Below are 13,152 nucleotides of genomic sequence, written 5' to 3' on the forward strand. Positions count from 1 at the left end.
AGATATGTGCCTAAACTCAATTTGTTGATGACAATGTTGAGTTGATGAAATGTAACTTTTTATTCACCAAATAGTTGAGCTAAAAACTCAAAAAATAGTCTGTATCTGCTTTAGGAAAACTTAAAGTTATAGCCGATACCAAATTAATAGTAAACATTCATGATAGTATGTGATACTAAATACTTAGTAATCATACTAAACAAACGACTCTTACTAGTATCTTAGGTAAGAATTTGGGATTTCCTGGGAATAGATATAGCTTTTAACTATGGTTTATTCGCTAATAAAATCTATATGAGCAGATACAAGCATCTGTGCTTGTCTTAAAACGTTACTAAATAAATAAGTAGGAATCTGCCAAGCTGCGACTGTTCTTTCTTTAGTAAGATCTTGTATGCTAATTGCTATTAATTCATACTCTGATGGATCTTCTTCAATTGCACCAGACCAAGTAAAAGCTAATAAAAAATCTTCGTATCCAGGTAAGGATGCAACCAAGCACTCTTCTGCGGCTGCTTGGCAATTAATCCCGTGTTCATTTGCAAGTGTTACTAATTTCTGGAACTTCTTTGAATTCATCATTTCTTTTGTGCGTTGTATCAACAGCAGCTATGGCAATCCAAATTCAGATATGAGAAAATACGGAAGTTAAAAGTACTTACTTGTAAGTGTTTCGCGTGTCTTCTCTCTCAAGAAGGATTTAAAATTGCTATATTATCAAATTTTCCTGCGGGGTGTGCAAAAATTTTGTCTGCTGAATAACAAAATTTAGGGGTGACATCCCTCCGGTTGCTTTCATGCACAGAAAACAATCACAGGGAAATTACCCCTATATAATTCGACAGTCGTTAATTATAAACGTGACAATGAAAGGCTTTTTATACTGTCACCTGTCACCTAATTACTCAGCAGTCACTAATTCAGTGCTACCTTTTGTGCGTTTGCGGGTTAAGGTGTTATAAACCATGATACCGATCGCTTTAATTAAGTTACCTTCTAATTCCTGGAACATCTTCATGTTCACGCCAAAAGCGGCATTTGCTTCTTCTACAATGCGATCGCCTGTGGCATCATCAATAGGCATAGCATCCAAATTTTGACGATACTCAGCTTTAAATGCTTTTTCATCGGTAATATCTGCAAACTCATAAAAGGCAGTACCTTCACCTTCACCCAACTTCATTGCTGTTTGAGCAATACCCTTGAGAATTTGCCCACCCGATAAATCACCTAAATAACGGGTATAAGAATGAGCAATTAATAACTCTGGTTCGGTGGCAGAAATTTCCCGAATCCGGTTTACATACACCTCACCTGCGGAGGATAATTTGATTTGCTCTCGCCAGTTGTAACCGTAGTAGTAAGTTAAGTCTTGCTCTAAAGTATGTTTGCGGTTGAGTTGGGGAAAATAAATTTTGCCGACAATGGGGTGATTGCGGTGCTTCTCCATCTCCTCTTCCATTGCCGAGTAGATGAAATAAAAGTTAGCAACTAATTTGCGGTAGGAATTTTTCTCTACCACTCCTTTCAAAAAGCACTTGACAAAACCCACGTTTTCTGCCATTGTGTGGGCTTTTTTTGTACCTATACGTAATTTGCTGGCTAAATTGCTGCTCATACTAAAATTTATTAACCTTAATAAAGTCAACTGGCGAAGTTCTGATTTATCAATGGCTAAAAAACGCCATTAAAACGTTACATTAAAACTATTTGATGAGAATTTACATTAAAATTCTTTAAGCTAGGAATATTTTGTGCTAAATAATACAGGTATTCTTTGCCTGGATCAACTTTAAACAACTATGATTTACGAAAGATTCATCATTCAATATCCATAACTTTATGTAATATTACGTACAGCAAGGGTGTTATAATTAATTGTCATTAAGAAAAACAATTATAGACGTACTGTTTAAAAGCTATTTCGTCAGAATTGTTGAACAAAGTCTAACGTGTTATTCTCCGGTGTGATTGTGTGGAGTGTTTAAAATATGGTTTCCTCTATAACTCGAACTCAAGGCTGGATTTCTGAGGGTTCTAATTCCAAATCAGAAGGATTAAAAACAGAAATTGAACAGAGTTGTGCGCTGAATTTAATTCCCCTACCTGCAAGTCCCCTATTCGGTACAGATGGTATTCGTGGCCAAGTTGGAGAGTTACTAAATGCGCCTTTAGCATTGCAAGTGGGTTTTTGGGCGGGGATTATTTTGCATAATCATGCGGCTGAAGTTGGCCCTGTGATTGTGGGACAGGATTCTAGAAATTCCAGCGATATGTTAGCCATGGCCTTGAGTGCAGGTTTAACAGCAGCAGGGCTAGAAGTTTGGTATTTAGGGTTATGTCCTACTCCTTGTGTGGCATATCTTGCCAGCATGAGTGATGCTATCGGTGGGATCATGATTTCTGCCAGCCACAACCCACCAGAAGATAATGGCATTAAAATTTTTGGTGCAAATGGTGCGAAGTTATCTCCAAGATTACAGGCGGAAATTGAATCAGGATTACGAGGGAAAATATCATTTGGGGCGGTTGTGGATAAATGCGGACGGCATCATTCACGGAAAGAGTTAATAGGCAAATATCGTGAGGTCTTGCAAAAATCTTTACAACCTACGATGAATCTTCAAGGGATGAAGATTGTTTTAGATTTGGCTTGGGGGGCAGCAGTTGGGTTAGCACCATCGGTATTTTCGGAAATGGGTGCAGAGGTGATTTGTCTGCATAATGAAGCTGATGGCGATCGCATTAATGTTAATTGTGGTTCGACTCATTTAGATACTCTCCAAGCAACGGTTAAAGAACATCACGCCGATATAGGTTTTGCCTTTGATGGTGATGCAGACAGGGTTTTAGCTGTAGACAATACTGGTAGAGAAATTAATGGCGATTACATTCTCTATCTTTGGGGTCGCCACCTGCAACAAAAGCAACAGTTACCAGACAATCTGATTATTTCTACTGTTATGGCTAACTTAGGCTTTGAAAAAGCTTGGCAGCAATTAGGTGGTAACTTAATTCGCACAGCCGTGGGTGATCAATATGTGCAAGCCGAAATGCTAAAAACTGGGGGAATGCTAGGAGGTGAACAATCAGGCCACATTCTCTGTCGTCATTATGGCATTACTGGTGATGGCTTGTTAACAGCTTTACATATAGCTGCTGTCGTCAAAGAAGCAGGTATTTCTCTGAGTGAAATGGTAGATCAAAGTTTTCAGACCTACCCCCAATTATTACGTAATGTGCGAGTATTAGATCGTGACCGCCGTTTAGGATGGCAAGATTGTCAACCTGTACAAAATGCGATCGCCCAAGCCGAAGCTGCAATGGGTGATGATGGCAGAATTTTAGTCCGCGCATCCGGTACAGAACCAGTCATCCGCGTCATGGTCGAAGCAGCCAATGCTGAACTTGCCAACTATTGGACAAGTGAATTAGTCTCACAAGTCCAACAACATTTAGGATAAGGATACTGAGTGCGAAAGTACTGAGTACTCGGTACTCGGTACTCAAATCTTATGGCAAAAACCAAAAAATCCCGCAAAGCAAAAAAGCAGTCGTCAGCTGACAAACCCACTCTCAGCCTTAAAGAACAATTAGCCCAGAAACGACAAGCCGCCCTAGCGCGCAAAGAATTTATCAGCTTACTTACTATTGCTGGGGGGGTTAGCTTATTCGTAGGATTAATGATTTTTTTTGTAGGGGGAATTAAACTAGCAGTCCCCGCTATATTAGGAATTTTAATACTGTCATTTTCTTATAAATATCCACGCCACGCTATATACGCCTTTATCATCTACTTACCTTTTGCAGGGACAATTATTTACTACATTGGCAATAATCCCGTCATGCAATTAGCTAAAGATGCTTTTTATATCCCCGCTGCGATCGCACTTTGGCAAACTTGCCGCCAGAAAAAGCAACCTTTCATCGTTCCCCAAGCCATTAAAACCCCATTATGGATTCTCTTTGGCTGCTCTATGCTAACCCTGATATTCATCAATGGAGGAGAGCAGTTTAACCCACCTATCAGTAATGGAGTTCTAAGCGCACCTTCTAGTGACATACCCCTTGGAGTGGGAATTCTCGGCTTAAAAGTATTTTTGGGCTATTTACCCTTAATTAGTTGTGCCTACTATTTAATTCGCAATCAGCAAGATTTTTTGCTGTTCTCGCGTACTCAGATCGTGCTGATCCTGGTGTGCTGTCTCTTAGGAATCATGCAATATTTTCTACTCACAATAGGAGTATGTAAAGGGACTGTTGGTGTTGAAGGGGATGCTTTATTTAAAGCCACACTCGAAGCTCGTTGTTATGTGGGTGGGGCATTATTATATACCCCTGAACAAGGGGTAATCCGATTACCAGGAACATTTGTAGCCCCTTGGCAGTGGGCCTGGTTCTTAATTTCTAGTACATTTTTTACCTTTGCTACTAGTTTTAGCGATCGCTCCATTATTTGGCGGATAATTGGCTTAGTGACTCTCGCATTAGTCTTTATGAATGCAGTTGTTTCAGGCCAGAGAATTGCCCTAGCTTTAGTCCCAACCTGCTTCGTGCTTTTGTTATTCTTGACTGGTCAAGTGGGAAACCTCAAACGGTTTATCCCTGTAGGAGGAGCGATCGTTTTAATTTTGGGAATTGCCATGGCAGCTAACCCTGTTGTTGTCCAAGATAGAATAGATAGCTTTACAAGTCGTTGGAATGCGTCACCACCGCAAGCATTTATTCTGGATCAATTTGAAGAGAATTGGAAAGGTGTCAAAACCCCCATTGGTTCTGGTTTAGGAAGAGCTACCAACTCGGCTCGCGCATTGGGTTCAACCAAGTTGGTGGAAACTTACTACCCTAAAGTGTTGTATGAAGTGGGAATTGTGGGAGTACTAGCTTTTCTAGGCCTTGTTACCAGTATAACGATTGCTACTTTTAAAGTATATCGCTCCATAAAAGACCTTAATTTACGGACATATGGTGCTAGTATGTGGGTGTTTATACTAGCTATTAGTTATAATACTTATTACTATCCTCTAGATGTCGATCCCGTATGTGTCTATTATTGGTTGAGTATAGGGATATTACTCAAGTTGCCATTGCTGGAGCAACAACTGAGTCCAGACGAGAAGCTAATTAACCAAAAAGGTCGGAAAAAACGTCCATTTAAAAATAATCTCAAGAGTCAACCATCTATCTGAAATAAATACTCCCAATCATGAAAAAACTGGCTTTGATGAAGTCTTAATATTTTATAGATATAAATATTTGAAAGGTGAAATATTAAAAAAAGGTTTACGAAATAATCACAAGTAGTTGACAATTAAAAGATATTCAAAATCACAATTCTAATACTTGGAATACTTAAAAATGAAAAAGCTCAAAGTAGTGATTAGCGGTCAAAAACACATCAGCACACACAACTTACCCCGTAATTCTCGACATACTCTCATTTATCCCCAACCTTTTCCCAGAGGTAAATATCCAATAGCAAAATTATGGCATCCTTTAGGTAGCTTTATACCTTGGCGACCAATATGGAGTGGTTATGAAGTAATTCACTCTTTTAATAGAATTATATCTACAAATAAACCTTGGTTTGTCACATTTGAAGACCACCGTTCTTTATATAGAAATCCCAAAAATCAACTAGAATCTATAGTCTATAACATCTTAAATAATCGCTTAGGACTAGATAATTGCCAGAAAATTATCGCTATGTCAGAGTTTGCCAAATACAGAATTATCAAGAGAATAGAAGGCTGGGATGTATCAGAAAAAATCAAACAAAAACTAACTGTAATTCATCCTAATTTTCCTGTGAGGGCTAATCATCCTAAAACCTACGACCAAAAACAAGAACTCCAATTTATTTTTGTAGGTGGTCATATTGCTAGAAAGGGTGGAATTGTTGCCCTCAGATTCGCTAAAAAAGCCGAACAATTAGGCTTACCGATTAAAGTACATATTATATCTGGATTGGTAATGGGTAAAGGCGTACCTACAGACTTTCCTAATCGAGATAAATATGCTGAAGATTTGAAACTACTAGATTTAAATAATGTTATTTATCATAAAAGTCTTCCTAATAAACAAGTACTGGAATTACTCTCACAAAGTCATTTCCAATTATTGGCAACTTTACAGGATACCTATGGATTTAGTATTGCCGAAGGATTTTCTGTGGCTACACCAGCAATATCAACTAATATCTGTGCATTACCAGAGTTAATTAGACCTGGAGAAAATGGATATCTGTTAGATTTACCACTTAATGAATCTAGACAATGGAAAAATTGGGTAAATACTGAAAAATTACCAACTGATGAATATTGGCAAATTTTGAATAGTACCTATGATGATTTAGCAGCAGCAGCTTTGCAAGAAATTATCAAATTTTTAGACAGAGATGATAAACAAGAACATTACGAATCTTTAAGTACTGGAGCATTAGCACAGGCACAAAACGTAAATAACGCCGAAAAACAAAATCAGCTATTCGATGATCTCTATGCAGCCGCAGCAGGGGTATACTGAAGGTATGGAATCTTAATTAATACAATTTAAACCATCAAAACTTATGGATAATTACCCTTTAATTTCAGTCGTTATCCCTACATATAGAAGGGAAAAACTTTTGCAAGATAGCATTGTTGATGTTTTAAGGCAGGACTATCCGCATTTTGAAGTTTTAGTAGTAGATCAAACTCAAACTCACGAACCAGAAACTCAAGCCTTTTTGGAAGAAATGTCAGCAGCAGGTAAAATTAAATTGTTGCGTTTGAATTGGGCGAGTTTACCAGGGGCGCGAAATTATGCAGTGAGAAGATCACAGGGTGAAATCGTCTTATTTATTGATGATGATGTAGAGTTAGAACCTGGATTTTTAAGCGCCCATGTCAAAAATTATTTGCAAAATCCAGAAATAGGGGCTGTTGCGGGGCGAGTATTTGACAGAATGAAATTAGGCGACTCTGGGGGAAAATTGGAGATTGAATATTTACCCCCGGAAGCAATGGACCCTGGAATTGCTTGGTATCACATTGATTTAGTCCATACTACCAAACCCCAACAAGTGCTTACAGCGCGGGGTTGTAATATGTCTTTTCGCCGCGAAATTTTTACTAAGTATGGACTGAAGTTTGATGAAAGGTTTCGGGGTAGTGCGGTGCGGGAAGAGTCAGATTTCTGTTTGCGGGTGAGAAAAACAGGATATAAGATTTGGTATGACCCAGAGGCTCATTTGGTACATTTAGGGGAAGAAACGGGAGGCTGTCATGATATTAGTATGCGATCGCTAAATTATCAAATCACTTTCTATCACAACCATTTTTTACTGGGGCTGAAAAACCTGACCTTTACTCAAGCTTTACGTCTTTACGGACGTTTGTTTGATTGTCATGTTCTGGGGAATCCACCTTGTTATAAAAGCGGTTCTCCGATTAAAGTGGCAACTCGCGGGGTTTTCTATGTTTTGGGTTTTCTGAAAGCTGTGGGTAGTATGATTCAATCACTCTGGAATGATGGGCAAATTTATAGTCGGTTAGATCAACAAATTTAGATTTTCCTAACTCTACAATTAAAACATCTTTCTTGTGCGGTGGGCATCTTGCCCGCCAGAAGAATATGGATTAAATGAACCGCGTTCACGCAGTGTCCCGTAGGGATAGACGCGTAAAGCCTACGGCATAGTTTCGCTTACCGCACAGCGTTCTGAAGAAAAGGATGCGAAGGAAGAAGGAAGAAAGTAGGGTTCTGTTTCGTTCAATGTTGTCTATATATATTCAAGATTTATCATGAGAATCTTAGTTGCTAGTCATACTTATATCGTAGATTTGAATTGTGAAAAGTTACGCGCTTTATCACGACTACAACCGGGAATTGAAGTTACTGTTGTAGTTCCTAAACTTTGGAAACCAGGAGGGGTACAAAATAAAATTATTGAATCTGAATATCGTGATGAAGGTGCATTTAAAATAGTACCCGTATCTAATTTTAGTCAAAATCATCAAGGGCTGCTGACTTTTGGTGCTGATTTAATAACTTTGTTGCGAAAATTCCGCCCCCAAATTATTCATGTAGAACAAGGTTCTAGGGGTTTGGCTTATACACAAATGATAATTTTAAATCAACTATTAGGACTTAAAGCTAAGAATATATTTTTCACTTGGTGGAATTTGCCTTATGAATTGAAATTACCCGTTGCTTTATTAGAAAAATTTAATCTTAATAATAGCGATGGAATTATTGCTGGTAATCAAGATGGGGCAGAAATTTTACGTCAAAGGGGATATAACGGAAAAATTAAAGTTATGCCACAGTTAGGTATAGATGAAACTCTTTTTACTCCTCAAACACAACCAGAATTAGCTGCTAAATTAGGCATTAATGAAGGGGATTTTGTTGTTGGTTTTGTTGGTCGATTTGTACCAGAAAAAGGTTTATTAACTCTATTGCAATCATTGGTATCTTTAAAAAATAAATCTTGGAAATTATTACTATTAGGACGAGGAGATTTAAAAGATGAATTAATTAAAATATCAGCAGAAAATAATATTCAAGATAGACTGATTGTGGTAGAAAGTGTTCCCCATGATGAAGTGGCTAAATATATCAATTTAATGAGTACTTTAGTTTTGCCTTCAGAAACAACTTACAAGTTTAAAACCCTGACTGCTGCGGGTTGGAAGGAACAGTTTGGCCATGTTTTAATTGAAGCTATGGCTTGCAGAGTTCCTGTAATTGGTTCTGATTCTGGGGAGATTCCTTATGTAATTGGTGATGCTGGTTTGATTTTTCCTGAAGGTGATATTCAAGCTTTAGCTGATTGCTTATTGCAATTAATGGAAAAACCTGATTTGGCTGAAAATTTGGGTGAATTTGGTTATCAAAAAGCAATGCTTAAATATACAAATAAGGCTTTAGCTCAACAACAATTTGAATTTTATCAAGAATTGGTTAATAGTCATTAGTTTTTATATGAAAATATTACATATTGTTCCCTCAATTTCTTTAATTTATGGCGGTCCTAGTCAAATGGTATTAGGGTTAGCCCCAGCGTTAGTAAAGGCAGGTGAAGAAGTTACAATCCTTACAACAGATAGTAATGGCGATTATGGTCAAAAACCTCTTGATGTGCCTTTAAATCGCCCTATAAAGCAAGATGGTTATGATATTATTTACTTTCGTTGTGCGCCATTTCGCAGATATAAGTTTTCTCTTGATTTATTGATATGGTTAAAAATTCACGCTAAAAATTTTGATATTGCCCATATTCATGCTTTATTTTCTCCTGTTAGTAGTGCCTCAGCTTTAATTTGTCGGCAACAAAATTTACCTTATATTTTACGTCCTTTGGGAACTTTAGATCCGGCTGATTTAAGGAAGAAAAAACTATTAAAACAGCTTTATGTGAAGATTCTAGAATGTGGTAATTTAGCAGGTGCAGCAGCAATTCATTTTACTAGCGAACAAGAAGCGAAAATATCAGCAAGATTCGGCGTAAAAACTAAAGATTTAGTGATTCCTTTGGGTGTAATTCCTCCCTCGGAAGATGGGAAAAATTCAGTTAGTAACCAATGGGATATTCCTAGTGATAAACCTGTAGTTTTATTTATGTCTCGTATTGACCCAAAAAAGGGTTTAGATTTATTACTTCCTGCATTAGAAAAATTGTTAAATGATGGTTTTAAATTTCACTTTATTTTAGCGGGAACAAATCCTCAAGATCCAATTTATGAACAAAAAATTAAATCTGAAATTGAAAATTCACCACTAAATGTACACACAACAATTACTGGCTTTGTTACGGGTGAAGCCAAACAAAGTTTATTAAAAGCTGCGGATTTATTTGTTTTACCTTCTTACTATGAAAATTTTGGCATTGCGGTAGCTGAGGCAATGGTCGCAGGAAAACCAGTGGTTATTTCTGACCAAGTGCATATATATCAACAGGTTGTAGATAGTGAGTCGGGTTGGGTGGGGAAAACTGATGTAAAATCACTGGTGGATTTATTAAAAGAGGCTTTGTCAAATCCCCAAGAATGCCAGCGACGGGGAGTAAATGCCGAAAAATATGCCTTAGAGAATTTTAGCTGGGATGCGATCGCACAACAAGTAATTCAAGCTTATCAGGAAATTGTGGCAGACCAAAAAGTTTAGAAATTTAAAATTTTGTTGCAACCGGTGGAATGTTGATGGGATAATTTACAGTTCTGTGTCATGATAACACAGTAAAAATATGTCTTCTTAATTACAGGGAATCTCGCATGACTCTCCGTCTTGGTGATACAGTACCCAACTTTACTCAAGCCTCAACACACGGTGATATTGATTTTTACGCATGGGCCGGTGATAGCTGGGTAGTGCTATTCTCCCACCCTGCTGACTTTACACCAGTTTGCACAACCGAATTAGGTACAGTAGCTAAACTGAAACCAGAATTTGATAAACGCAACGTAAAAGCGATCGCACTCAGCGTCGATGATGTAGACTCCCATAATGGTTGGGTGGGAGATATCGAAGAAACTCAAGGAACCGCCCTCAACTATCCCATTCTCGCAGATGCAGACAAAAAGGTTTCCGACCTTTATGACATGATTCACCCCAACGCAGCTGCAAACATTACAGTGCGTTCCGTCTTCGTTATCGACCCCAACAAAAAACTGCGTCTTAGCTTCACCTACCCCCCCAGTACAGGACGCAACTTTGATGAACTATTGCGAGTAATTGACTCTCTGCAATTAACTGATCATTACAGCGTCGCTACCCCCGCTGACTGGAAAGATGGAGAAGACTGCGTAATTGTTCCATCATTAAAAGATCCCGAAGTTCTCAAAGAGAAATTCCCCAAAGGTTACAAAGAAATCAAACCTTATTTACGCATGACACCCCAACCTAACAAATAATTTCCAGTAACATAAATATTCTTCGTAGGGTGGGTTAGCAACAGCGTAACCCACCATTTTTTATATATAGCAATTTTCATCAGAAAACCTGTAGGGGCGGGGTTTCCCCGCCCTTAATTGTCTAGATTGTATTGCATCTCACCAAGAACCGCTATATAATCACAAACCATTCGTAACGATATAATAAAGTCATTTCGGTAAGCAAATATGGAGGAAATCACCATGCTATCATCCCCCTTAATATTGCAAATGCCATCTTCAATGCCAATGACAGACGATCAATTTTTTGAATTCTGTCAAATAAACCGTGATTTACGCATTGAAAGAAATAGATTTGGAGAAATATCAATCATGTCCCCCGCAGGTTCAGAAACAGGAAACCGAGAAGGTAACATCCTTGGACAATTGTGGGTATGGTCAGAAAAAGATGGTACAGGGATCACTTTTTCTTCCAGCACAGGTTTTAAACTCTCCACAGGTGCAGATCGTTCTCCTGATGCTGCTTGGATAAAATTAGAAAGATGGAATACACTCACACCAGAACAACAAAAAAAGTTTGCACCCATATGTCCTGATTTTGTCATTGAATTAAGGTCAGCTTCTGATAACCTGCAACCGTTAAAAGACAAAATGACGGAATATATGCAGGAACCAGGAATACAATTAGGTTTATTAATTGACCGCAAAAATCGCCAAGTTTATATTTATAGTCCTAGACAAATAGAGGAATGTTTAGAAAATCCTGATACTGTTAGCTGTGATCCTATTTTACCTGGATTTATTTTGAATATGAGTAAAATTTGGTAAATAAAATAACCAGAAGGAAATCACCATGCTTTCATCTCCCTTAATGTTGCAAATGCCGTCATCAATGACAGATGAACAATTCTTTGAATTCTGTCAACTAAACCGTGATTTACGCATAGAGAGGAATAAATTTGGAGAAATATCAATTATGCCACCTACAGGTTCAGAAACAGGAAGCCGTAATTTCAACTTAGCTGTACAGCTAGGAGTTTGGACTGAAAAAGATGGTACAGGAATTGGTTTTGATTCCAGCACAGGTTTCAAACTCTCCACAGGTGCAGATCGTTCTCCTGATGCTTCCTGGATAAAATTAGAAAGATGGAATACACTCACACCAGAACAACAGAAAAAATTTGCACCTATTTGTCCTGATTTTATCATCGAATTAAGGTCTGCTTCTGATAAACTGCAACCGTTAAAAGACAAAATGACGGAATATATGCAGGAACCAGGAATACAATTAGGCTTATTAATTGACCGCAAAAATCGCCGAGTTTATATTTATCGTCCTGAACAAATAGAAGAATGTTTAGAAAATCCTGATGCTGTTAATTGCGAACCTGTTTTACCGGGATTTGTTTTGAGTATGGGGAAAATTTGGTAGTTATAAACAGGAATATGCACGTTATTCGTTTTAGAATATTAAAGAAATATATAGAAAATCATGCAGATTGTCAGGAATCACTGAACAACTGGTATATAGCGGTATGTATTTAAATGAAATACATCATAGCCCCCTCATCGCTTGCGGGGAGGGGGTTGGGGGTGGTGTTCTTGTATCTCACTCAACCGAGAACCGCTATAAGATTGCTAGTAAAGCTAAATGGTCAAACTTAGTCGAAGTGCAACAGGTTTTTCCGAAAGCTGAAGCTGTTGGGAATTTTACAGTTTTCAATATTAAAGGGAATAAATACCGATTAATTGTTAGCATAGATTACGAAGGTCAATTAATTTATATTAAATATATCCTCACTCACGCAGAATACGATAAGGATAATTGGAAAAATGACCCTTACTTTTAATCCAGAAAAATACAAAGAATTATTAACTGCGTATCTTCCCAAAATTATCAAGACTGAAGCAGAAAATGAAGAAGCTTTAGCCATTGTGGAAGATTTAATGCACCGGGAACGCAGCCCTGAAGAAGATGAACTTTATCAATTGCTAATTACTTTAATAGAAAAATTTGAACAAGAATATTATCAGATTAATCAACAAAATAATCCTCAATCTATGTTATTATTCCTTTTGGATGATTCTGGTAAAAATAAAGTTGATTTACAAGTTTTTTTGGGTTCAGAAAGCTTGGTTGATAATATTTTAAATGGAAAGCAGAAAATAAATATAGAATTATCCCAAAAACTTGGAGAATTTTTTAATGTAGAAGCAAGTTTATTTCATGAGTAGAATTTATTTGTCCTGAATCTCGGCAGTTTACAGATTTTTCTGT

At 37.6% G+C, this 13,152-nt stretch carries 13 protein-coding genes; 11 read left to right on the forward strand and 2 right to left on the reverse strand.

Annotation, left to right across the window (positions count from 1 at the left end; all coding sequences use genetic code 11):
• Positions 1 to 273: 273 nt before the first annotated feature.
• Complete coding sequence (locus tag ACOWPH_RS13205) at positions 274 to 582, reverse strand: hypothetical protein (RefSeq protein WP_015215842.1); 309 nt, start codon at positions 580 to 582, stop codon at positions 274 to 276.
• A 319-nt stretch (positions 583 to 901) separates the two neighbouring features.
• Positions 902 to 1,618 carry a heme oxygenase (biliverdin-producing) gene (locus ACOWPH_RS13210; protein WP_015215843.1) on the reverse strand — a complete coding sequence of 239 codons (717 nt, stop codon included), beginning with the start codon at positions 1,616 to 1,618 and terminating at the stop codon, positions 902 to 904.
• A 373-nt stretch (positions 1,619 to 1,991) separates the two neighbouring features.
• Here ACOWPH_RS13210 and glmM point away from each other — a divergent pair, with 373 nt between their 5' ends.
• The 11 genes from glmM to ACOWPH_RS13265 all read left to right on the forward strand — a co-directional run bounded on the left by glmM (position 1,992) and on the right by ACOWPH_RS13265 (position 13,109).
• Positions 1,992 to 3,464, forward strand: coding sequence for a phosphoglucosamine mutase (gene glmM / locus ACOWPH_RS13215; RefSeq protein WP_015215844.1), 1,473 nt, complete (start codon positions 1,992 to 1,994; stop codon positions 3,462 to 3,464).
• Positions 3,465 to 3,515: 51 nt separating this feature from the next.
• Complete coding sequence (gene hpsL, locus ACOWPH_RS13220) at positions 3,516 to 5,189, forward strand: hormogonium polysaccharide biosynthesis protein HpsL (protein WP_015215845.1); 1,674 nt, start codon at positions 3,516 to 3,518, stop codon at positions 5,187 to 5,189.
• Between the two features lie 169 nt (positions 5,190 to 5,358).
• Positions 5,359 to 6,525 carry a glycosyltransferase family 4 protein gene (locus ACOWPH_RS13225; RefSeq protein ID WP_015215846.1) on the forward strand — a complete coding sequence of 389 codons (1,167 nt, stop codon included), beginning with the start codon at positions 5,359 to 5,361 and terminating at the stop codon, positions 6,523 to 6,525.
• A 43-nt stretch (positions 6,526 to 6,568) separates the two neighbouring features.
• Positions 6,569 to 7,549 carry a hormogonium polysaccharide biosynthesis glycosyltransferase HpsN gene (hpsN, locus tag ACOWPH_RS13230; protein ID WP_015215847.1) on the forward strand — a complete coding sequence of 327 codons (981 nt, stop codon included), beginning with the start codon at positions 6,569 to 6,571 and terminating at the stop codon, positions 7,547 to 7,549.
• A 235-nt stretch (positions 7,550 to 7,784) separates the two neighbouring features.
• Positions 7,785 to 8,960, forward strand: a complete 1,176-nt coding sequence (hpsO, locus tag ACOWPH_RS13235) for a hormogonium polysaccharide biosynthesis glycosyltransferase HpsO (RefSeq protein WP_015215848.1) — start codon at positions 7,785 to 7,787, stop codon at positions 8,958 to 8,960.
• Between the two features lie 7 nt (positions 8,961 to 8,967).
• A complete protein-coding gene (hpsP, locus tag ACOWPH_RS13240; protein WP_015215849.1) occupies positions 8,968 to 10,149 on the forward strand; it encodes a hormogonium polysaccharide biosynthesis glycosyltransferase HpsP in 1,182 nt (393 codons plus the stop codon).
• A 107-nt stretch (positions 10,150 to 10,256) separates the two neighbouring features.
• Positions 10,257 to 10,895: a peroxiredoxin gene (locus ACOWPH_RS13245; RefSeq protein WP_015215850.1), complete on the forward strand. Its 639-nt coding sequence runs from the start codon at positions 10,257 to 10,259 to the stop codon at positions 10,893 to 10,895.
• 222 nt (positions 10,896 to 11,117) lie between these two features.
• On the forward strand, positions 11,118 to 11,702 hold the full coding sequence (locus tag ACOWPH_RS13250) for a Uma2 family endonuclease (protein ID WP_015215851.1): 585 nt from the start codon (positions 11,118 to 11,120) through the stop codon (positions 11,700 to 11,702).
• Between the two features lie 25 nt (positions 11,703 to 11,727).
• A complete protein-coding gene (locus ACOWPH_RS13255) occupies positions 11,728 to 12,306 on the forward strand; it encodes a Uma2 family endonuclease (protein WP_015215852.1) in 579 nt (192 codons plus the stop codon).
• A gap of 103 nt (positions 12,307 to 12,409) precedes the next feature.
• Positions 12,410 to 12,724 carry a type II toxin-antitoxin system HigB family toxin gene (locus ACOWPH_RS13260; protein ID WP_015215853.1) on the forward strand — a complete coding sequence of 105 codons (315 nt, stop codon included), beginning with the start codon at positions 12,410 to 12,412 and terminating at the stop codon, positions 12,722 to 12,724.
• Positions 12,708 to 13,109, forward strand: coding sequence for a helix-turn-helix domain-containing protein (locus ACOWPH_RS13265; RefSeq protein WP_015215854.1), 402 nt, complete (start codon positions 12,708 to 12,710; stop codon positions 13,107 to 13,109). Before ACOWPH_RS13260 ends, ACOWPH_RS13265 begins: the two co-directional genes overlap by 17 nt.
• Positions 13,110 to 13,152: the final 43 nt, after the last annotated feature.

It is taken from the genome of Anabaena sp. PCC 7938, assembly GCF_049315035.1.
In the GTDB taxonomy this organism is placed as follows: domain Bacteria; phylum Cyanobacteriota; class Cyanobacteriia; order Cyanobacteriales; family Nostocaceae; genus Anabaena; species Anabaena cylindrica.